Here is a 20,434-nt window from a genome sequence, read left to right on the forward strand (position 1 = left end):
ATAGAGATGGGGTCAGACACTCGCGGGGATTGGTGCGGACATCGTCGAGGGGCGGGCCGCGAGCGCGAGCGCAAACGTCGCCGCCGCGGCGATCAGGAACGCCACCCGCACGTTGAACACGTCGGCCGCACCGCCCAGCAGGGCCGCAGCGAACGGGCGGGATCCGAGGAACCCGACCAGCCACAGCGCCATGATGCGCCCGCGCAGTTCTTCCGGCGCGCGCTCCTGCACGACGGTGCTCAGGCCGGTCATCGACCAGCCGAAGCCCAAGCCTGCGATCGCGAAACCGATCAGCGCGACCGGCGCCTCCGTGGCCGCCGCCAGCAGCGCGGAACCCGCGGTGAGCAGGAACAGGCCGACCGACGAGACGCGCTCGGACGCGATGCGTCCGCGCAGCACGGCCAGCACGATCATGCCGACCGCGGCACCCACACCGAACGACGCCGACAGCGCGCCCACCAACTGGGTGCCGCCGCCGAGATCCTCGGCCATCGACGGGGTCAGCGTGATCGACGGGTCCGAGGCGAATCCGACCGTCGACACCGCGAGCAGCGCCAGCAGCAGTGGGCGGTCGCGCCACACGTGGCGCAACGCCGCGCGCACGCGGTAGTCGCCGTCGGGGTCGAGCTTCGGCCGCGTCGGGAACGTCACCAGCACCAGGAAGACCGCGAAGATGACGTGCAGGCCCGCGCTGATGGCGAAGCCCGCGGCCGCGCCGAGATGGGCGGCCAGGTAGGCGCCGATGGGCGGGCCGAGGATACGGCCGATGGTCATCGGAATGCTGTTGAGCGCCATGGCGGTTGCCAGCTCGCCCTCGCGGATCAGGTTCGGCACCACCGACTGCATGGCCGGGCCGCCGATGACGAACCCGAAGCCGACGAGCGTCGCGCCCACCAGCACCGGCACCGCGACCGCGTTGCCGGTCAGATCGGGTGCGAGCGCCATCCATGCCGCGGTCGAACCCGAGCCCGCGATACACATCAGCCGGCCCAGCAGGATCTGCCGGGCCGGGTTGCCCACGTCGGCCCACTTGCCGCTGGTGGGGCTCAGGATCAGCTGGGGGAGGAATTGCGCGACGCCGACCATGCCGACCATGACGGCCGACCGTGTGGCGTCGTACATGACGATGGCCGCGACGATGCCGTGCGTCCACACCGCGACGACCGAGAAGATCTTGCCCCAGAACAACGCCCCGAACACCGGGTCGAACATGAGGCGCAGCGCGTTGCGGGGACGTGCGGGGGCGTCTGCCGTCATGAACACACCCCGCGCTCGAAGTCGGTGACCAACCGCTCGAGGAGGCCGACGAGTGTGTCGACGTCTTCGGCCGGCCAGTCGGCCACCGTCTCGGCGACCATCTGCCTGCGTCGTCCGGTGACCTCCGACAGGGCCTTGCGGCCGACGTCGGTGAGGACCAATACGCAGCGGCGCTGGTCGTCAGGGGACAGGGTCTTGGTCAGCAGTCCCGCGGCGACGACGTTGGCCACCGAGCGGCTGGCGGTCGAGTGCTCGACGGCCATGTACTCGGCGACCTCACCGATCGAGGCGCCCTGCCCGGTCTTCTCTTTCTGCTCCACGGCGCGCAGCACGCGCAGCGTCGAGAGGCTGGGAACGCTTCCGGTGTCGTCGATCAGGCGGCGTCGCCAACCCGGTCGCTGCCGGACCGTGTGGACGCGTACGAGGAGCTCGTCGAGTTCGTTGTAGCGCGGCACTAAACATGCATAGCACATACATATATCTGCGAGCCAACCGCTGCCGAGCGTGCAATCTCATCCGCCTGGGGCGGCGAGTTGCGTATGAAACCGCACGGTCGGCGAAAAAGAACTAGGAGCCGAACTCGGCCGCCAAACCGTCGATGCCCGCGCGGATGGCGGTGACGGCGTCGGCGCGGGCCTTGAGCTTACTCGCCACATGCGCGTTGGTGTGCAGGGCCGCGGCCTCGGTGGCCACCTGCTGCGCGCGGTCGAGGACCTCGTCGGGTTCGACGATCTCGTCGAGCCAGCCTGCCGAGATGGCGGCGTCACCGGAGAACACGGCCGCCATGCTGATGGCCCGCTGGAATGCCGCGCGAGTCAACCGCATCCGCATGATCTCGATCGCGGCGATGGGCAGCGTCATACCGATGGCCACCTCGTTGGCCTGGCAGCGCGACCGGGGCGACCCGACGCGGTGATCGCCGGAGAGCAGCAGGAAAGACCCCATCGCGATCGCGGGCCCGGTGGCGGCCATGATCACCGGCACCGGGAAGGTCAGGCAGCGCACGGCGAGTTCGAACCCGCCGGTGAGCATCCCCAGCGCGGCGGCAGCATCGCCCGAGGCGAACACGCTGAGGTCGAAGCCCCCGCTGAACACCTTCGAGTTCCCGGCCACCACAAGGGCTTTCACCTCACCGCTGCCCGCGGCGAGCGACGCCTGGTCGAGCGCGTCGTTGATCGCGGCCTGCATATCCGGCGACAGCGCGTTGGCTTTGCCGTCGTCCAGCGTCACCGTGGCGACGTTCCCGTTCAGTGCGTAGCTCACCAGGCTGCTCATTGGACAGATGCTACGAGTCAGTCGGCTCGGTGGCGGCGGCCGGTACGCACCGGTGGGTTGATCAGGTCGGTCTCGGGATCGTCGTCGTCGAAATCGTCGTCGTCCTCGTCATCGTCGGTGACCTCGTACCGACTGCGCCACCGCTCACGGACCTCGTTGCCCAGCGCCTTGACCCGGTTGATCTCGGTGCGCAGGGTCTGCTCGTCGGTTTCCTTTGCCGCGTACTGGTAGTAGGCGAGCACGGCCCGCAACAGCTCGAGCTTCTGCTTCTCCTGACGGGCGCGGTCGTGCGTGGTGAGCAGTTCCATACGGTCGACCGGGGGCAGGGTCGCCCAGTCCAGCACCGCGGTGTTGCGGAACTTCCTGCCGCTGGGTTTGCCGTTCTCGGGCGGCTCGTCGTAATACGTGATGGCCCCGTCGAACCGCGACGCGATGGCCTCGCCGAGCTGCTTGCGGTCCAGCGCCGAGTCCCACACGATGCGCCACTCCTGGTTCGGCGCGAGGTACGGGATCTCGGCGGGCAGGTTCAGCGGCGTGATGTCGACGAAATTGTCGTCGTAGGAGCTCTCGTACTTGCCCACGGTCGGCGGGTTGGCGAACTCGAACCGCAGCCCGTACGCGGGCCGCTGCCCGTAGTTGCGGACGACGAGTTCGACCAGATGCCAGTCAGAACTGCTGGGCTCCATGAACATCGAGACGTTCGGCTGGGTGAGCTCGGCCCGCCGCTCCTTGGCCTTCAGATATTGACGCCACGCATAGACGAGAGCGATGACGGTGACGGCGAGCGCCACCCACGCTGCGAGCGCAGTCCACGTGCCCGGGTCGAACTCAGCCAACTCGCGCCCCCGATCCGCGATTGAGTCGAATATCCCCACCAAGGGCTTATATCACGGATGTCGCGGGCAGGCACCGGTCCCGCTCAGCAAACTTTGCTCAGGACGCGACGGCGGTCAGCTCCTCGCGCGTGGCTTCCTCGGTTGCTGGGGTGTGCGATATGGCGGACGCCAGACGTTCGCCGCGCGCCGACCATTCGGTGTCTGCCCACTCGATGCGAGCAGGGAAACGGCGCCAGTACTTGGGGTGCGAGCGCAGGTACACGCCGACGCTCGCGTGCACCCTGGCGTCGAACGGCAACCGGCGGATCCCGACAGTCGGTGACGACCCGGCCAGGGCCTCGACATCGCCGGGGGCGAAATCACGTTCGCGCGCAGGCAATCCCGCGGCGACCGCGCCGTCGAGCACCCAGTCCAGTGCGATCTCGGCCAGCGGCGCGCACGCACCGTGGCCGCCGGTCACATCGCAGTGCGATCCGCGGAACCACACCTCGTCGAGTCGCGCGTCGTGGTGCATCACGCGGTGCGGAGCGTCGATCGCGACCGCGTGGCGGCCGTGCTCGACGTTGGTGAGCAGACCCGGTTCGCCGTGTGTGCCGGGGATCGCGGTGGCGTCCCACAGTCCCAAGAACCGCACTAGCACGGACGACGTACCGTCGCCGAGCAGGCCGGCGGTCACGGAGCTGACGCGGTGCCAGTCCGAGATGGTGCGCGGGGTGCGTGGGAGCACGTACGTCGAAAGCGCGTAGTCCACGAGGCCGAGAGGATCGTCGAATGTGGCGGGCACCAGTCCGACGGTGCCGAGCAGATTCGCGAGTTCACCCGCCAGGTGGCCGCCCGTGCCCGCGCCGAAGAGGAAGATCCGGTCACCGGGTTTCCACGCGTCGCGCAGGAAGTTGTACGCCTCGACCACCGCGGTGCGCGCCTCGGAGACGGCAGTGACGCGGCGGTAGACGGGGAGCTTGCGCGCGCAGTGGTACCAGGTCAGTGCAGCGGAGTCGTCCAGCAAAGCCAACAGCGCCTTGATGTTGGTATCGGCGCCCGATGCGGACTGTTCACCCGACTGGTCGAAGCAGAGCGCGATGTTCTTCATGGCGACCCCCCGCCAAACCGACAACTAGCTTGCAGGTTTCAGTTTGCCGGATAACACGGGCAGCTGTCTTGCGTATTGCGCTACTCGAAAATACTTCTGCGACGGATTCTTGCGCAGGCAATCGAATGAACAACGAAATCCGTGGCTACGGATTGATCAGACGGGGTAATTGGTCCCTCATCCGCGCGATCGTCCGGTGGATTCCGCAACAGCCCGTCTGAATGCGCCATCGGGCAGTGGGTTCATCCGCCCATCAGCATGCGCCACTGGTCGAGGTTCGACGCGCGATACACGTAGTTGCTGCGCTTCACTTCCTCAAGCGGCGCGCTCGGCTCGGCCGAGTACCAGTGGCCCGGGTAGACCGTCGGGTCGCCGGGCAGCTTGGCCAGCGCCTGCAGGCTGCGGAACATGTCGTCGACATTGCCGCCAGGAAAGTCGGTGCGACCACACCCCTCGAGAAACAGGGTGTCACCCGCGACGAGTCGGCCGTCGACCAGGAAGCACTGGCTGCCCGGCGTGTGACCGGGCGTGTGCAGAAGCTCGATGTCGATCGCTCCGACGCTGATCGTGTCGCCGTGCTCGTGGGCCGACAGCTCGCTGCGTGCGATACCGGTGACCTGCGAGACCCAGTCGGCCTCGTGGGAGTTGACGTGCACCGGCACGCTGCGGTGTTCGAGCAGTTCGGCAACACCCTTGAGGGTGAAGCCCATCATCGATCCGCCCACGTGGTCGGGGTGGTGGTGGGTGACCAGCACGCCCGCGAGTTGCATGCCGTCGGCCTCGAGCGTGGCGGCGAGCTCGTCGGCCGCATATGCCGGGTCGACCACGACGGCCTCGCCGGTCTCGCGGTCGCCGATGAAGTAGGCGAAGTTGCGCATCTGCTGCGCGATCGGGTCGGCGCCCGCGAAGTCGCGGCCCGACAGCAGTTGGCGGAAATAGAAGCGGTCGTTCGCTGCGGGGTCAGACGTGCGCTCAGCCATGCCGCAAGAGTATTGACACGTACCGCTGGCGCGAACCCGCAGGTCTAAAAACCGCACGTCATCACGTGTTTAACCGCACACGCCAAAAACTCGCATCGGATATGCGGAATTTATTAGCGTCAGCGGCATGCACCTGACCCGCTTCACCGACCTGGGACTGCGCACGCTGATGCTGCTGTCGGCAGGCGAGTCACAGGATCAGCGGGTCACGACGCGCACCATCGCCAAGAGCGCCAACGCCTCGGAGCACCACGTCGCCAAGGCCGTCTCGAAGCTCGTCGAGATGGGCATGGTCCACGCGCGCCGCGGACGCGTCGGCGGACTCGAACTCACCGAGGCGGGCCGCACCGCATCGATCGGCCGGTTGGTGCGCGAGCTCGAAGGCGACCGCGAGGTCATCGAGTGCGGCGGCGCCGCGCCGTGCCCGCTGATCGCCGCGTGCCGGCTGCGCCGCGCACTGGCCGAAGCCAAAGAGGCCTTCTACCGCGAACTCGACCGTTACACGGTCACCGATCTGACCGGCGGGCCCAGCCTGCCGATCGTGCTGCAACTCACCGCAGCGCAACCCGCCACCGAAAGGAACCCCTGATGACCGTCACCACGCCCGAGCCCGCCGACGTACGCGTTGACCTCGAGCCCGAGCACGCCGAGATCGTCTCGGCGACACTGCCTCTCATCGGAGCGAACATCGACGCCATCACCTCGGAGTTCTACCGGCGGCTGTTCACCAACCACCCCGAACTGCTGCGCAACCTGTTCAACCGCGGCAATCAGGCCCAAGGTGCACAGCAGCGCGCGCTCGCGGCCTCGATCGCGACATTCGCCAAGCACCTCGTAGACCCGGACCTGCCGCATCCCGCGGCACTGCTGTCACGCATCGGCCACAAGCACGCGTCGCTCGGGGTGACCGCCGAGCAGTACCCGATCGTGCACGACAACCTGTTCGCCGCGATCGTGGCGGTGCTGGGTGCCGACACCGTCACGCCCGAGGTCGCGGCGGCCTGGGACCGGGTGTTCTGGATCATGGCCGACACGCTGATCGCCCTGGAGCGCAACCTGTACGACGAGGCCGGCGTCGAACCCGGTGACGTGTACCGCAGGCTGCGTGTGGTCGGCCGCGTCGACGACCCGTCCGGCGCCGTGCTGGTCACCGTCCGCGCCGCCGAACCCGTGAACTTCCTTCCGGGTCAATATGTTTCGGTTGGGGTGACGCTGCCCGACGGGGCGCGTCAGCTGCGCCAGTACAGCCTGGTCAGCGTCGCCGGGGCCACCGACCTGACGTTCGCGGTCAAGCCCGTCGAGGCGACCGCGGCGCAGCCCGCGGGCGAGGTGTCCAACTGGATCAGGGACAACGTCTGCGTCGGCGACCTGCTCGACGTCACGCTGCCGTTCGGCGACCTGCACACCGACGACCTCTCGACCGGCCCGGTGATGCTCATCTCGGCAGGCATCGGGATCACCCCGATGATCGGCATCCTCGAGCACCTCGCGGCCGAGCGTCCGGACGCGCACGTGCGGGTGCTGCACGCCGACCGCAGCGACACCGCCCATCCGCTGCGTGAGCGTCAGCGCGAACTCGTCGACGCGCTGCCCGAGGCGTCGCTCGACATCTGGTACGAGGACGGCGTGACCGCGGGCATGCCCGGCGTGCACGCCGGGCTGCTCGACCTCGACGGCATCGAGCTGCCCGTCGAGCCTCAGATCTACCTGTGCGGTGGCGCCGGATTCGTCGACGCGGTGCGCGGTCAACTGGCCGCCCGCGGGGTGCCCGCCGAGCGCGTGCACTGCGAGCTCTTCGCGCCCAACGACTGGCTGCTCGATTAGATCTGTGCAGGTCAAAGCCCCTTTGGCGGCCGCGTCAACCCGCGGTTTGGTGCGGCCGCCAGGGAGGCTGTACCCTCTTTAAGGCCCCGCGGCGAGAGTCGCGGGACTGAAGTAGGTAGGCCCCCTTAGCTCAGTCGGCAGAGCGTTTCCATGGTAAGGAAAAGGTCAACGGTTCGATTCCGTTAGGGGGCTCGGTGGACGTGCGGCGGACCGCCGCCTGTGTCTATCGGGGCGGTGTAGCTCAGCTGGTTAGAGCGCACGACTCATAATCGTGAGGTCGGGGGATCGAGCCCCCCCACCGCTACAGGACGAACAAGAACCGTGAAAGAGAGCAGTCGACGTGGCCTCCAGTACTGACGTACGGCCCAAGATCACCTTGGCGTGCGAGGTGTGCAAGCACCGGAACTACATCACGAAGAAGAATCGCCGCAACGATCCCGACCGGCTCGAGATCAAGAAGTTCTGCCCGAACTGCGGAACCCATCAGCCGCACAAAGAGTCGCGGTAGCCCAACGCCAGTGGCTCTGTCGTCGAAAATCGTCGGGATGCATTACCGGTATCCCGATTTTTATGAAGTCGGCCGGGAGAAGATCCGCGAGCATGCACTCGCGATCAAGAACGACGAGACGTACTTCTACGACGAAGACGCGGCCGCGGAGCTGGGCCATGACGCCCTGCCCGCGCCACTCACTTTCATCTGCATCTTCGGCTATCAGGCGCAGTCCGCGTTCTTCGATCACGCCGACATCGGCGTGCGTGAGGCCAAGATCGTCCAGGTCGACCAGGAACTGAAGTTCTTCAAGCCGATCAAGGCCGGTGACCGTTTGTACTGCGACGTCTACGTCCACGCGGTTCGACGCGCGCACGGCACCGACATCATCGTGACCAAGAACATAATCACCAACGACGCTGGTGAGATTGTCCAGGAGGCCTACACGACCCTCGCCGGGCGTGCGGGCGACGGAGAAGAGGGTTTTTCTGATGGCTATGCGTGAGTTCAGTTCGGTCAAGGTCGGGGACACCCTGCCGGAAAGAGTCATCACGCTGACTCGCGGAGATCTGGTCAACTACGCCGGCGTCTCCGGCGACCTCAACCCGATCCACTGGGACGACGAGATCGCCAAGCAGGTCGGTCTCGACACCGCGATCGCACACGGCATGCTGACCATGGGCCTCGGCGGCGGCTACGTCACCTCCTGGGTGGGCGACCCCGCCGCGGTCACCGAGTACAACGTGCGGTTCACCGCCGTGGTGCCGGTTCCCAACGACGGTGTCGGCGCGGAGATCACCTTCAACGGCCGGGTCAAGTCCGTCGATGCCGAGGAGAAGCTGGTCACCATCGCGATCTCGGCCACCGCCGGCGGCAAGAAGATCTTCGGGCGCGCCGTCGCCACCGCACGACTCGCCTAGGAGGCCGGTATGGCGCTCAAGACTGACATCAAGGGAATGGTCTGGAAGTACCCGGACCCGTTCCTCATCGGGCGCGAGCAGATCCGCCAGTACGCCAAGGCCGTCAAGGCCATGGACCCGGCCAGCCACGACGAGGCCGCGGCCGCCGAACTCGGGCACCCCGCGCTGGTCGCACCCCTGACCTTCGCGTCGACCCTGGCACTGCTGGTGCAGCAGCACTTCTTCATGCACGTCGACGTCGGCATGCAGACCATGCAGATCGTGCAGGTGGACCAGAAGTTCATCTACCACAAGCCGCTGCTGGCCGGCGATCAGCTGCACGCGGTCATGGAGATCATGTCGCACGAGGAGCGCTTCGGCGCCGACATCGTCGTCACCCGCAACATCTGCACCAACGACGACGGTGAGGTCGTGCTCGAGGCCTACACCACCCTCATGGGCCACGAGGGCGACAACTCCATCTCGGTCAAGTGGGACCCGGAAACCGGCCAGGTGATCCGCAAGGCCATCGGTGAGTGAACGGGGTTGACGAGGCGATTAGTAGTTGACACCCACGCCGGGGTACACTCGGCACTCGGGGTTTTTCCCATTTCAGCGCGCTTCCGTTCCGCTCCGCAAAGCGAACGGGGAGCGCGCGAATTGTGTGAGCCCTGACCATGATGTGATGACAGTGCCAACATGTCGTCGCTGAAGGGGCGTAGCTCAATTGGCAGAGCAGCGGTCTCCAAAACCGCAGGTTGCAGGTTCAAGTCCTGTCGCCCCTGCTCAAACTGAATACTGGACAGTGTGTGGACACTGGAAGGTGACCTGGACGAACCAGTCCGCTATGAAGAGGAACGGAGTATGCGGTGAGCGACGAGCGCGAAGGTGCCGGCTCCGCAGACGACACGGGCACGGACACTGACGGCACTGGTGAGACCCGCGGACAGACCGCGGTGGTGACCCGGCCGCTGCGGCCGACCGGAAAGCGGGCACGTCGCGGCGTGGCCGAGAGCACCGACGAGCCCGAGACCGCCGCCGAGGCAGCTGCCGCCGTCGAGGCGGGCGGTAAGGCGAAGAAGGTCAAGAAGGACGCCTCCGGACCTTCGCGGAACCCGATCATGTTCGTCGTCAACTACCTCAAGCAGGTTGTTGCCGAACTCCGCAAGGTGATCTGGCCGAACCGTAAGCAGATGGTCAGCTACACCACGGTGGTGCTGGTCTTCCTGGTGTTCATGGTGGCGCTGATCGCCGGCGCGGATTACGGACTGGCGCGACTGGTGTCGCTGGTGTTCGGCACCTGACCGAGATTTGAGAGAGGACTGACAACGTGACCACGTTCGACGGCGACGAGACGTTCGCCGACGAGACCGCTGAGTCTGAGGCCGTCGAAGCTGCCGAGACCACCGAGTCTGAGGCCGTTGAGTCTGACGCGGCCGAAACCGAGGGCGCCGACGCTGCCGAGGAGGCCGGCGAGGCTGCCGAGGCTTCGGAGGGTGCCGAGGCTTCGGAGTCTTCGGAGGGCGAGGGCGAGGCTGCTCCCGCCGACGAGGACGAGGACCCGGCCGTCGCGCTCAAGAAGGAGCTGCGCCTCAAGCCCGGCGACTGGTACGTCATCCACTCCTACGCCGGTTACGAGAACAAGGTGAAGGCCAACCTCGAGACCCGCGTGCAGAACCTGGATGTGGGCGACTACATCTTCCAGGTCGAGGTGCCCACCGAAGAGGTCACCGAGATCAAGAACGGCCAGCGCAAGCAGGTCAACCGCAAGGTGCTGCCGGGCTACATCCTGGTGCGCATGGAGCTCAACGACGAGTCGTGGGGCGCGGTGCGCAACACCCCGGGTGTGACCGGATTCGTCGGCGCCACCTCGCGTCCGTCGCCGCTGTCGCTCGACGACGTCGTCAAGTTCCTGCTGCCGCAGGGCGCGGCGAAGAAGCCCGGCAAGGCCGCGGCCGCCGCTGCGTCCGCCGCCTCCACCGAGGCCACGCTGGAGCGTCCCGAGATCCTCGTCGACTTCGAGGTCGGCGAGTCGGTCACCGTCATGGACGGCCCGTTCGCGACGCTGCCCGCCTCGATCAGCGAGGTCAACGCCGAGCAGCAGAAGCTCAAGGTGCTGGTGTCGATCTTCGGTCGCGAGACGCCGGTCGAACTGACCTTCAACCAGGTCGCAAAGATTTAGCCGGTTCACGGCTAGAAACAAGGGGCGCTTCGCGCCCTTGGATGAGCAAGGTAAAGGAACAACACGGATGGCCCCGAAGAAGAAGGTCGCCGGGCTGATCAAGCTGCAGATCCAGGCTGGACAGGCAAACCCCGCCCCGCCGGTCGGTCCTGCGCTCGGCCAGCACGGCGTCAACATCATGGAGTTCTGCAAGGCGTACAACGCCGCGACCGAGTCGCAGCGCGGAAACGTCATCCCCGTGGAGATCACCGTCTACGAGGACCGCAGCTTCACTTTCGCCCTGAAGACCCCGCCCGCCGCCAAGCTGCTGCTCAAGGCCGCTGGTGTGCAGAAGGGCTCGGGCGAGCCGCACAAGACCAAGGTTGCCAAGGTGACCTGGGATCAGGTGCGCGAGATCGCCGAGACCAAGAAGGCAGATCTCAACGCCAACGACATCGACGCCGCAGCCAAGATCATCGCCGGCACCGCCCGGTCGATGGGCATCACGGTCGAGTAAGACATTTCCGTGGGAGGGCTGGCTTCGGCCCGCACCACGACTCCAACGACACGATTGGACTCACAATGAGCAAGAACAGCAAGGCATACCGCGAGGCCGCGGAGAAGGTCGACCGGACCAAGCTCTACACGCCGCTGGAAGCCGCGAAACTGGCCAAGGAGACCTCCTCCAAGAAGCAGGACGCCACCGTCGAGGTTGCCATCCGCCTCGGCGTCGACCCCCGCAAGGCCGACCAGATGGTCCGCGGCACCGTCAACCTGCCCCACGGCACCGGTAAGACCGCGCGCGTCGCGGTGTTCGCCGTCGGTGAGAAGGCCGAGCAGGCCCAGGCCGCAGGCGCCGACATCGTCGGCAGCGACGACCTGATCGAGAAGATCCAGGGCGGCTTCCTGGACTTCGACGCCGCGATCGCCACACCGGACCAGATGGCCAAGGTCGGCCGTATCGCCCGCGTGCTCGGCCCGCGTGGCCTGATGCCGAACCCCAAGACCGGCACCGTCACCCCCGATGTGGCCAAGGCTGTGCAGGACATCAAGGGCGGCAAGATCAACTTCCGCGTCGACAAGCAGGCCAACCTGCACTTCATCATCGGCAAGGCGTCGTTCGACGAGACCAAGCTGGCCGAGAACTACGGCGCGGCGCTCGACGAGGTTCTGCGCGCCAAGCCGTCGTCGTCCAAGGGCCGTTACCTCAAGAAGGTGACCGTCTCGACGACCACCGGCCCGGGCATCCCGGTCGACCCCTCGGTCACCCGGAACTTCACCGAGGCCTGATCTCTTTCCGCGAGTTCACTCGCGAAGAACTGCCCCTCTTCTTCGGAAGAGGGGCAGTTCTTCTTTTGGGCGGTCAGTTTGCCGCCGTTGCGGATTCACATTCGGCGAGCCGACGACGCAGGAACGCCGCGGCCGGTTCGTTGATCGCGTGGTGCTCCAGAGCGACGCCATACCAGTGGATTGCCTCGCCGGTGCGCCCGGCGCGACGCAACAGATCCGCGCGTATCACCGCGACGGTGTTGCTCCTGGCGAGCAGAGGATCGTCGGCGACCTCGTCGAGCGCCGCCAGGCCCGCCGCGTGACCGTCGCGAAAGCCGATGGCCAGCACACGATTTGCGCGGACGACGGGGGAGTCGGCCTGCTGCAGCGGACGGTCGTAGGCCAGGCAGATCGTGGACCAGTCGGTGGCCTGCCAGCCGGGTGCGGTGGCGTGCACGGCCGCGATCACGGCCTGCGGCAGATAGGCACCCGTCGCACCCTCGGCGAGGCGCAGCTGATCCAGACCGCGCGCGATCCGGCCGCGATCCCACCGGGTACGGTCCTGCTCGTCGAGCGGGATGAGGGCGCCGGTGTGGTCGGTGCGGGTGCTCCGTCGCGAATCGTGAAGCAGCACAAGCGCTGACAACGCATGCGCGTCGCGGTCGTCGGGCAGCAGCGCGCACAGTTCTGCGGCCAGGCGCACACCCTCGTCGCACAGTTCATCGCGGATCGCCGACGGGCCCGCCGTGGACCAGTAGCCCTCGGTGAACACCGAATAGATGCACGCGAGCACGTGCGGGGTGCGCTCGGGCAGCAGTTCGGCCGGCGGAACGCGCAGCGGGATGTTGGCCTTGCGAATCTTGTTCTTGGCCCGCGTGATCCGCTGCCGTACCGCGGTCTCCGACTGCAACAGCGCACGCGCGATCTCGGCCGCGGTGAGCCCGGAGATCAGCCGCAGGGTCAGCGCGAGTTGTGAGGCCCGGTCCAGTGCGGGGTGCGCGCACGTGAACATCATGCGCAGTTGGTCGTCGCGTACCGGGTGCAGCTCGGTGTCGGCGCGTGCTGTCATGTCCTCGTACACCGCGGCGTATTCCCTTCCGGTGCGCTGGGATTCACGTCGCAGCCGGTCCAGGGCACGGTTGCGGGCGACGGTGGTGAGCCAGGCGCCCGGATTGTCAGGCAGCCCGTCGGCCCACGCCTGCACGGCGTGCGCACAGGCCTCCTGGACAGCGTCTTCGGCGAGCGCGAGATCACCCGACCAGCGCGCGATCGTCGCGACCGTAGGCCCCCACTCCCGCCGGAAGACGCTGTCCAGCTCGGCCATCGGCGACCTACAGGCCCGATACACCGGCAAGTTGGCGCAACTCCACGGCCGAGGCCGGCAACATCGACGCGAGTTTGACCGCCTCATCGCGGTCCGGGGCGCGCAACACGTAGAAGCCGTTGGCGACCTCGGCGCCTTCGATGTACGGCCCGTCGGTGATCATCACCTCGCCGTCGCGCACACGCACCGTGGTGGCGGTCGACGGCGGATGCAACGGCGCCCCGGCGAGCGTCCGGTCACCGATGGTGCTGCTGAGTTCGATGTGCCGGCCCGCGAGTTCGTTCCACTCGTCGGTGCCCGGGGTGCGGGTGTTCTCCGGCGGTTCGAGAAGCAGCGCCAGCCAGTCGTTGCCGATGGGCTGCGTGGGCGCCTGGAAGTGCACGATCGGCCAGATCTCGACGGCGCCGAACGCGGCCACGGGGATCTCACGGGCCAGCGCCAGTGCGTCGTCCAGATTGTCCGCTTCGAGTACGTAGTAGCCGCACGCGATCTCAGAGGCCTCGGCGAACGGGCCGTCGGTGACCACCGGCGCGTCGGGACCGCCCTCGATACGCACGGCGCGCGAGCCAGGCGCGAGCGCGTCACCGGCCAGCAGCGCCGAGGCCGCCTTGGCATGGAACGCCTGGAACGCCGCGAATCCCTCGGCGGCCTTCTCGGGCGTGCGCTGGCTCTCGTTGCTCTTCATCAGGGCGAAGTAGAGCATTGTCGTCGTCTCCTCCGGTCAGGAGCGGAACCCTGTCGGTTCCACTCTCTACCTGTGCGACGAACGGCACCCGCTCAATGCGACAACTTTCTCCTGCCGAGTTTCTCCTGCCGAGCAGACAAATTTACTTCTGCAGCGTGAACTGGTGGACGCTGATGTGGCCCGAGGCGAAGTACTTCTGGCAGCCGTTGAGGTACTTGTCGTAGCGGTCGTAGACCTCTTGGCCCTGGATCGCGATGGCCTCGTCCTTGTTCGCCTCGAGCGCGTCGGCCCAGATCTTGAGCGTGCGGACGTAGTGCGGGCCGATCTCCTGCAGCTGGGTGAGCTTGAAGCCGGCCTCGATCGCCTTCTCCTGCTCCATGACCACTGACGGCAGACGGCCGCCGGGGAAGATCTCGGTCATGATGAAGCGCGCGAACCGGGCGTCCTCGAATGTCATGTGCAGGCCGAGCTTCTGGCCTTCGCGCAGGTCGAACCCGGTGATGTTGTGCAGCAGCATGACGCCGTCGTCGGGCAGCGCGTTGTAGGCCATGTCGAAGAACGCGGGATAGCGCTCGAATCCGAAGTGCTCGAAGGCGCCGATCGACACGATGCGGTCGACCTTCTCGTCGAACTCTTCCCAGCCCTGCAGGCGGACCTCGAGCTTGCGGTCGGTGGGCACCTTGGACAGCTTTTCGATGGCGTATTCACGCTGTTCACCGCTGAGCGTCAGGCCGATGACGTTGACGTCGTACTTCTCGGCCGCGCGGGCCATGCAGGCGCCCCAGCCGCAACCGATGTCGAGCAGTGTCATGCCGGGTTCCAGGCCGAGCTTGCCGAGCGCGAGGTCGAACTTCGCGATCTGGGCCTCGTCGCCCGTCATGTCGTCGCGCTCGAAATAACCGCACGTGTAGCCCATGGTGGGGCCCAGGAACAGCTCGTAAAACTCGTTCGAAATGTCGTAGATCGACTGCAGTTCTTCGTATTTGGGTGTCAATTTAGACATATATCGAATTGCTCCAAGCCTCAGTGGTCACCCCGCCGAGTCGCCAGCCTACAGTAGGAACCCGCAGGTGAGACTCGACTCGCGTCAGAAAAACCGGGCAAATAAAATTGTCTCGAATGATCAAGAAATATCGATGGTGGGCCTGCAATTATCGTGTCGGGGCAGGTCCCGCATAGCGAATCTGAAGAGCCGCTACTTCGCCAGGGTGAACTGGTTGACGTCGATATAGCCGACGCGGAACGCGTTGGCGCAACCCGTGAGGTAGTGCATGTACCGGTCGTAGACCTCCTGCGACTGGATTCGCACAGCATCGTCGTGGTGGGATTCGAGCGCGGCGGCCCACATGTCCAGCGTGCGGGCGTAATGCAGTTGCAGCGACTGCCTGCGTTCCAGCGTGAACGACGCGCGGGTCGCGTGGTCGATCACCATGTCGACGGTCGGCAGCCGCCCACCGGGGAAGATCTCGGTGACGATGAACCTGATGAACCGCGCCATCTCGAAGGTCAGCGGCACACCCAGCTCCTGCGCGTGCTTCGGGTGGATGCCCGTGATGGTGTGCAACAGCATCACGCCGTCGTCGGGTAGCACGCGATGCGCGAACCGGAAGAAGTCGTCGTACCGCTCGTGACCGAAATGCTCGAACGCTCCGATCGACACGATGCGGTCCACCGGTTCGTCGAACTCCTCCCAGCCCGCGAGCAGCACGCGCTTGGTGCGGGGACTGGATGACTCGGAGAAGCGGCGCTCGACGTGCGCCTGCTGATTGCGGCTCAGTGTCAGCCCGACGACGTTGACGTCATAGCGCTCGAGTGCGCGCAACATCGTTGCACCCCAACCGCATCCGACATCGAGCAGGGTCATCCCCGGCTGCAGGCCCAGCTTGCCCAGCGACAGGTCGATCTTGGCGAGCTGGGCTTCTTCCAGCGTCATGTCGTCGCGCTCGAAATACGCGCAGCTGTAGGTTCTCGACGGGTCGAGGAACAGCGCGAAGAAGTCGTCCGACAGGTCGTAATGAGCTTGGACCTCGTCGAAGTGTGGTTGTAGCTTTCCGGGCTGCTTGGTCACTGACGTGCACCTCTCGGCGGAGAAACCGGGGGGCAGCATCGAACCCCCATTGGCCCGACCGTCCCCCCAGACTGTTGCACAGCGTAGACCGGGGTACCGCCGGCGGGCGAGTGCTCAGCGGCGATCCGGTACGGAAACGCGCCGAAAATGTTGCGACAGCAACGAAATCGGGCCGGTGATCAACCCACCACGGCAAAGTTTGTCTTGAGCTCGCCGATGACCTCGTCCCACACCGGCTCGGGAAGTTCGTGACCCATCCCGTCGATGAGCACCATGCGCGCACCCCGGATCGCATTGGCGATCGCGCGCCCGCCCGACGGAGGCATCAACCGGTCGGCGCGTCCGTGGATCACCACGGTGGGCGCGGTGACGCGTTCGTTGTGATGACGCAGGCTGCCGCTGCCCAGGATCGCGGCGAAATGGCGGGCGATGCCTGCGGGGTAGTACGCGCGGTCGTACAGTTCGGCGGCCTCGGCCCGGATCTCCTCTTCGGAGCGCGGGTACGCCGGGCTGCCGTTGAGCCTGCTGAGTCGAACGGCGTTGTCCAGCACGGCATCTCGCGACGCGTCGGCAGGCGGTCCGGTGATCAGCGACAGCAGCTGTCTGATTCCGGGCGGCGGGAGGAGCGCCTGGTTGTTGCTGGAGAAGATCACCCCGAGGGTCTCGGTGCGGGCCGCGTGCTGCGACGCGAACACCTGGGCGATCATGCCGCCCATGGACCCACCGACGATGTGCGCGCGGTCGATCTCCAAGTGGTCGAGCAGGGCCGCAGCGTCGTCGGCCATGTCCTCGAGCGTGTACACCGCGGGGCTGCGCTTACCGAGGAACGAGCGCGCCATCCGCAGGGCGAGCGGCGAATCGACACGCTGCCCCGACAGTTTCGTCGACAGGCCGACGTCGCGGTTGTCGAACCGGATGACGCGCAACCCCTGATCGACGAGTTTCTCGCAGAACTCGGTACGCCACATCAGCATCTGCGCACCCAGACCCATGATCAACAGGACCGCAGGATCGCCGGGATCACCCATGTCCTCGTAGAAGAGGTCGATCGGGTGGTCGGCGTCGCCGGCGCGCGCGAGCCCGGTGCGGGTCTGCATCAGGCCTTGTCCCCGCTGGGCGCCTGCGTCTCGGTTCCGGTCTCGGGGATGTCTGGGATCTCGTCGACGTCGTCGATCTCCTTGTGCTCCCGGCTCACCTCGACCATGAAGTTGGCGAAGTAACCGGTGAGCTGCGGATCGCTCATCATCTGCCACTTGGGCGCGAGCAACTTCATGTAGCGCTCGACGTAGAGGAACTGCTTGCCGATCAGCACGAGCTCGCGGGGCAGCTTGACGTCGTAGGCGTCGGCCAGGGCCGAGAGCTGCCTGCCGATCTCGGCGTAGGACATGTCGCCGAGCGACTTCATGGTCAGCGGCGTGGCGAACGCCTCGAGGTCCTTGGCGGCCTGGCCCTCGGGTTTGACGGTGCCGACCGCGCCCATCAGCACCACGATCTTGCCCGCCGCGGCGTGGTCCTTCTTGACCAGCAGGGCGTGCACCAGTTCACGCAGCAGCCAGCGCGTGCGCGGATCGATGCGGCCCATGATGCCGAAGTCGAAGAACACGATCTTGCCGTCGTCGTCGACGTAGAGGTTGCCCGCGTGCAGGTCGCCGTGGAACAGGCCGTGCCGCAGGCCGCCCTCGAACACGCTGAACAGCAGGGCCTTGACCAGTTCGGTGCCGTCGAAACCCTTCTTGCGGATCGCGGCCACGTCGTCGATGCGCACACCGGTGATGCGTTCCATGGTCAGCACGCGCTCGCTGGTCAGGTCCCAGTACACCGTGGGGACGCGGATGTTGGCGCCCAGCGGCGAGGCGTGCATGTGCGCCACCCAGGCGTCCATCGACTGGGCCTCGAGCCGGAAGTCGAGTTCCTCGGCGAGGTTGTCGGCGAAGTCGGCGACGACGTCCTGCGCGCTCAACCGCTGACCCAGCTTGGCGAATTCGACCAGACGTGCCCCGCGCTTGAGGATCTGCAGGTCGGCGGCCACGCGGCGCCGGATGCCCGGGCGCTGGATCTTGACGACGACCTCCTCGCCGCTGTGCAGCGTGGCGTAGTGGACCTGCGCGATGGAGGCCGAGGCGAACGGCGTGTCGTCGAACGTCTTGAACAGCTTGTGCGGATCGTCACCGAGTTCCTCGCGGATCAGCTTCTGCACCTCGTCCGGGTTCGCCGGAGGCACCCGGTCCAGCAGGCCGCGGAACTCGCGGCTCAAAGGTTCGCCGAAGGCGCCGGGGCTCGACGCGATGATCTGCCCGAACTTGACGTAGGTGGGTCCCAGGTCGGAGAAGGTTTTGGGAACCTGCTTGACGATCTTCTGCTGAAGAGATCCGCGGCCGAAGATGTTGGCCGCGACGCGGGCCCCGGTGCGGGTGATCTGCCATCCGGTCGCGCCGATGCGCGCGGCCTCGGCCGGGAGCGGCACGCGGTCCAGCCTGGCCACCTCGCGATGCTTGGTTTTCGCCGGCGTAGTGCTCATGTTTGCAGTGTCTCAAAGCCCGGGGTGCGGCCAAAAATGCCTGTGCCGCGCATCACACCGCGATTCACACCGATGCGAAGCTCTTCTCGACCTCGTCACGGCTCAACATCGGGTCGGTGCCGGGGACGTACGTGGGCCACGTGTGCGGCGCCAGATCGGGGTCGATGCCGTCGGCCACCCGCTCCTGGGCCTGCTTGAACTCGGGCGTCGGGCCCGTCGTGAACTCCAGTCCGTTGATGATGGACCACACCAGGCTGCGCCGCGCCGTGCGTTCGATGATGTTGGGCGACTTGTGCTGAATCAACTCCATGGCCCACCTGGGCATGGTGTCGCGAATGGCCCAGTCGATCGCGGCCTGTGGCATCGGCAGGTTCGCGCCCGTGGCCATCGACGCGCCGTGGGTCAGCGCAAGGCGCGGCAGGTAGGACTCGAGGCAGTCGAGCGTCTCGGCTTTGGTGGTCGGCAGGTCGGTGCCGCCGAGCGCCTGCCCGACGCGCACGAATTCACCGTAGTATTTGTCGATCTTCTTGCCGCGCAACGGTTGTGGGTGATACAGCTCGTGGGCCGTCGCGAGACCCCAGACCACCGTCGCGTAGTTCCAGCGCAGCCAGTCCGGATCGTCGGCGTCATACGCCGCGCCGTCGGGGCGCACGCCCTTGATGGTGTGGTGCATGGCGCGCACGGTCTTGGCCAGGCGCTCGGCGGTCTCGGTGGATCCGTACGCGGTGCCGATGAAGAACGCGATCGAGTGCCCGAGGCGCACCGCGGCGCCCGCGGGATCGATCTTCGGGACCGCGACGCCGTTCTCGTCGCGCTCCACCAGGCGCGAGTGGTGCATGCCCATCCAGTAGATGGAGGGGTCGAGCCTTTCCATGTAGGCCGCGCACTGCAGGCCGAAGATCAGCGCGTGCAGGTGCGAGTGGACGTGCCACACCGCGCTGCCCGGCCCGAACCAGCCCGGGTCCCCCTTGGGTTCGGCGAACTGCATACCGCGGAAATAGTTCCTGCGGATGTCCTTGTCGAACTTCTGGTTGAGCCACTGTCCGACGAACTCGTGCGGCATGAACACCGGCGTGCTCCCTCATGCAGATCTGGTCACGGCTGTAACCAACCATACATTTTGGATACGGGTGTGACCAGACATACGCTGTAGCCGTGACGACCCCGACCCGATGGGCCGGCGTTCCACTGACGGACCGCCGCGCCGAGCGCCGTGCGCTGCTGGTCGACGCGGCGTTCCGGCTGTTCGGCGACGGCGGCGAGACCGCGTTGTCGGTGCGGTCGGTGTGCCGCGAGTGCGGCCTGAACACGCGGTACTTCTACGAGAGCTTCGCCGACACCGACGATCTCATCGGCGCGGTGTACGACGAGGTCAGCGCCCTGCTGGCGGCCGACGTCGAAGCCGCGATGGAAGGCGCCGGGAACTCGCTGCGGGCCAGGACCCGCGCGGGCATCGCCGCGGTGCTCGGTTTCAGTTCCGCCGATCCGCGGCGCGGACGTGTGCTGTTCACCGACGCCAGGGCCAACCCGGTGCTGGCCCAGCGTCGCGCCGTGACCCAGGACCTGCTGCGCGAGGCCGTGCTCAGCGAGGGTGGGCGGCTCAATCCGGGCTCGGACCCGGTCGCCGCCCAGGTCGGTGCGGCCATGTACACCGGTGCCATGGCCGAACTCGCCCAGCAGTGGCTGGCCGGCAACCTGGGCGACGACCTCGACGCCGTCGTCGACCACGCGCTGCGACTGGTCCTGGGGCGCTGACCG

General features: G+C 66.6%; 24 protein-coding genes and 3 tRNA genes. 14 read left to right on the forward strand and 13 right to left on the reverse strand.

The features are described 5' to 3' along the window. Positions 1-12 precede the first annotated feature (12 nt). The 6 genes from AT701_RS06940 to AT701_RS06965 all read right to left on the reverse strand — a co-directional run bounded on the left by AT701_RS06940 (position 13) and on the right by AT701_RS06965 (position 5,438). Complete coding sequence (locus tag AT701_RS06940; protein WP_058125526.1) at positions 13-1,257, reverse strand: MFS transporter; 1,245 nt, start codon at positions 1,255-1,257, stop codon at positions 13-15. Then, positions 1,254-1,730, reverse strand: coding sequence for a MarR family winged helix-turn-helix transcriptional regulator (locus AT701_RS06945; protein ID WP_014877041.1), 477 nt, complete (start codon positions 1,728-1,730; stop codon positions 1,254-1,256). The genes AT701_RS06940 and AT701_RS06945 overlap by 4 nt, the downstream gene beginning before the upstream one ends. 94 nt (positions 1,731-1,824) lie before the next feature. Then, the gene (locus tag AT701_RS06950) at positions 1,825-2,532 is read right to left on the reverse strand and encodes a crotonase/enoyl-CoA hydratase family protein (RefSeq protein ID WP_011727608.1); all 708 of its coding nucleotides are present in this window, start codon (positions 2,530-2,532) and stop codon (positions 1,825-1,827) included. Positions 2,533-2,549: 17 nt separating this feature from the next. Then, on the reverse strand, positions 2,550-3,407 hold the full coding sequence (locus tag AT701_RS06955) for a DUF8453 domain-containing protein (RefSeq protein ID WP_011727609.1): 858 nt from the start codon (positions 3,405-3,407) through the stop codon (positions 2,550-2,552). A gap of 58 nt (positions 3,408-3,465) precedes the next feature. Continuing rightward, entirely contained in the window at positions 3,466-4,458 is a 993-nt protein-coding gene (locus tag AT701_RS06960; RefSeq protein ID WP_011727610.1) for a phospholipase effector Tle1 domain-containing protein, read from the reverse strand. Between the two features lie 242 nt (positions 4,459-4,700). Then, entirely contained in the window at positions 4,701-5,438 is a 738-nt protein-coding gene (locus AT701_RS06965) for an MBL fold metallo-hydrolase (protein ID WP_003892726.1), read from the reverse strand. Positions 5,439-5,565: 127 nt separating this feature from the next. Here AT701_RS06965 and AT701_RS06970 point away from each other — a divergent pair, with 127 nt between their 5' ends. From AT701_RS06970 to rplA, 13 genes are all read left to right on the forward strand, one after another. Next, positions 5,566-6,027: an RrF2 family transcriptional regulator gene (locus tag AT701_RS06970; RefSeq protein WP_011727612.1), complete on the forward strand. Its 462-nt coding sequence runs from the start codon at positions 5,566-5,568 to the stop codon at positions 6,025-6,027. After that, complete coding sequence (locus AT701_RS06975; RefSeq protein WP_011727613.1) at positions 6,027-7,262, forward strand: nitric oxide dioxygenase; 1,236 nt, start codon at positions 6,027-6,029, stop codon at positions 7,260-7,262. The genes AT701_RS06970 and AT701_RS06975 overlap by 1 nt, the downstream gene beginning before the upstream one ends. Before the next feature lie 119 nt (positions 7,263-7,381). Next, positions 7,382-7,454, forward strand: a tRNA-Thr gene (locus tag AT701_RS06980). 38 nt (positions 7,455-7,492) lie between these two features. Continuing rightward, positions 7,493-7,566 (forward strand) — tRNA-Met (locus AT701_RS06985). A gap of 36 nt (positions 7,567-7,602) precedes the next feature. Further along, positions 7,603-7,770, forward strand: a complete 168-nt coding sequence (gene rpmG / locus AT701_RS06990; protein ID WP_003881823.1) for a 50S ribosomal protein L33 — start codon at positions 7,603-7,605, stop codon at positions 7,768-7,770. A gap of 10 nt (positions 7,771-7,780) precedes the next feature. Beyond that, positions 7,781-8,257 (forward strand): (3R)-hydroxyacyl-ACP dehydratase subunit HadA, encoded by a 477-nt coding sequence (gene hadA / locus AT701_RS06995; RefSeq protein ID WP_058125527.1) that lies wholly within the window; start codon positions 7,781-7,783, stop codon positions 8,255-8,257. Then, complete coding sequence (gene hadB, locus AT701_RS07000) at positions 8,244-8,672, forward strand: (3R)-hydroxyacyl-ACP dehydratase subunit HadB (protein ID WP_058125528.1); 429 nt, start codon at positions 8,244-8,246, stop codon at positions 8,670-8,672. The genes hadA and hadB overlap by 14 nt, the downstream gene beginning before the upstream one ends. A 9-nt stretch (positions 8,673-8,681) precedes the next feature. Then, positions 8,682-9,191 (forward strand): (3R)-hydroxyacyl-ACP dehydratase subunit HadC, encoded by a 510-nt coding sequence (gene hadC / locus AT701_RS07005; RefSeq protein WP_003892731.1) that lies wholly within the window; start codon positions 8,682-8,684, stop codon positions 9,189-9,191. Between the two features lie 172 nt (positions 9,192-9,363). Next, a tRNA-Trp gene (locus AT701_RS07010) sits at positions 9,364-9,436 on the forward strand. 84 nt (positions 9,437-9,520) lie between these two features. After that, entirely contained in the window at positions 9,521-9,955 is a 435-nt protein-coding gene (secE, locus tag AT701_RS07015) for a preprotein translocase subunit SecE (RefSeq protein ID WP_011727615.1), read from the forward strand. Positions 9,956-9,981: 26 nt separating this feature from the next. After that, positions 9,982-10,833: a transcription termination/antitermination protein NusG gene (nusG, locus tag AT701_RS07020; protein ID WP_058125529.1), complete on the forward strand. Its 852-nt coding sequence runs from the start codon at positions 9,982-9,984 to the stop codon at positions 10,831-10,833. Positions 10,834-10,900: 67 nt separating this feature from the next. Then, positions 10,901-11,329, forward strand: coding sequence for a 50S ribosomal protein L11 (gene rplK, locus AT701_RS07025; RefSeq protein ID WP_003892734.1), 429 nt, complete (start codon positions 10,901-10,903; stop codon positions 11,327-11,329). Between the two features lie 65 nt (positions 11,330-11,394). Next, complete coding sequence (gene rplA, locus AT701_RS07030; RefSeq protein WP_003892735.1) at positions 11,395-12,102, forward strand: 50S ribosomal protein L1; 708 nt, start codon at positions 11,395-11,397, stop codon at positions 12,100-12,102. 73 nt (positions 12,103-12,175) lie between these two features. On the opposite strand, the gene AT701_RS07035 is transcribed toward rplA, so the two are convergent. From AT701_RS07035 to AT701_RS07065, 7 genes are all read right to left on the reverse strand, one after another. Further along, positions 12,176-13,405 (reverse strand): RNA polymerase sigma factor, encoded by a 1,230-nt coding sequence (locus AT701_RS07035; protein WP_058125530.1) that lies wholly within the window; start codon positions 13,403-13,405, stop codon positions 12,176-12,178. A gap of 7 nt (positions 13,406-13,412) precedes the next feature. Continuing rightward, positions 13,413-14,108 carry a YciI family protein gene (locus AT701_RS07040; RefSeq protein WP_058125531.1) on the reverse strand — a complete coding sequence of 232 codons (696 nt, stop codon included), beginning with the start codon at positions 14,106-14,108 and terminating at the stop codon, positions 13,413-13,415. A gap of 124 nt (positions 14,109-14,232) precedes the next feature. After that, positions 14,233-15,093 carry a cyclopropane mycolic acid synthase family methyltransferase gene (locus tag AT701_RS07045; protein WP_003892738.1) on the reverse strand — a complete coding sequence of 287 codons (861 nt, stop codon included), beginning with the start codon at positions 15,091-15,093 and terminating at the stop codon, positions 14,233-14,235. A 192-nt stretch (positions 15,094-15,285) separates the two neighbouring features. Then, complete coding sequence (pcaA, locus tag AT701_RS07050) at positions 15,286-16,158, reverse strand: cyclopropane-fatty-acyl-phospholipid synthase (RefSeq protein ID WP_003892739.1); 873 nt, start codon at positions 16,156-16,158, stop codon at positions 15,286-15,288. Positions 16,159-16,337: 179 nt separating this feature from the next. After that, complete coding sequence (locus tag AT701_RS07055; protein ID WP_003892740.1) at positions 16,338-17,255, reverse strand: alpha/beta fold hydrolase; 918 nt, start codon at positions 17,253-17,255, stop codon at positions 16,338-16,340. Beyond that, positions 17,255-18,676: an ABC1 kinase family protein gene (locus tag AT701_RS07060; protein WP_011727618.1), complete on the reverse strand. Its 1,422-nt coding sequence runs from the start codon at positions 18,674-18,676 to the stop codon at positions 17,255-17,257. Before AT701_RS07060 ends, AT701_RS07055 begins: the two co-directional genes overlap by 1 nt. A 64-nt stretch (positions 18,677-18,740) precedes the next feature. After that, on the reverse strand, positions 18,741-19,739 hold the full coding sequence (locus tag AT701_RS07065) for an oxygenase MpaB family protein (RefSeq protein ID WP_301349387.1): 999 nt from the start codon (positions 19,737-19,739) through the stop codon (positions 18,741-18,743). 92 nt (positions 19,740-19,831) lie between these two features. On the opposite strand from AT701_RS07065, the gene AT701_RS07070 reads away from it, so the two are divergent. Continuing rightward, positions 19,832-20,431: a TetR/AcrR family transcriptional regulator gene (locus AT701_RS07070; RefSeq protein WP_003892743.1), complete on the forward strand. Its 600-nt coding sequence runs from the start codon at positions 19,832-19,834 to the stop codon at positions 20,429-20,431. Positions 20,432-20,434 lie beyond the last annotated feature (3 nt).

Source organism: Mycolicibacterium smegmatis, assembly GCF_001457595.1.
GTDB lineage: Bacteria > Actinomycetota > Actinomycetes > Mycobacteriales > Mycobacteriaceae > Mycobacterium > Mycobacterium smegmatis.